The organism is Shewanella sp. ZOR0012 (assembly GCF_000798835.1).
Taxonomy (GTDB): domain Bacteria; phylum Pseudomonadota; class Gammaproteobacteria; order Enterobacterales; family Shewanellaceae; genus Shewanella; species Shewanella xiamenensis.
In genome coordinates, this window is record NZ_JTLE01000083.1 from 1 (window position 1) to 237 (window position 237).

General features: G+C 41.8%; 1 pseudogene. It reads right to left on the reverse strand.

Features of this window, described 5'->3' with window-relative positions:
• Positions 1–237: pseudogene (locus tag L976_RS01690) on the reverse strand (alpha-amylase family glycosyl hydrolase); the annotation flags it as partial.

Sequence of the window (237 nt, forward strand, 5' to 3'; positions counted from 1 at the left end):
GTCTTTTTGCGTTAAGGATTTGGCCTTATCGACATCTATTTTAAGCACTAAATGATAGTGATTGCTCATCACCGCGTAGGCGCAAATATCGATACAAAATATCGCAGACAAGGCTTTGATTTTATCAACTATCCAGCCACGTCGATGCTCGTAACTACGTCCAGATAACTTATCCTCGCCGCACAAAAAAGCCCTTCTAACACAGCGATTTATCACATGGTAGAAGGGCGTTGAATT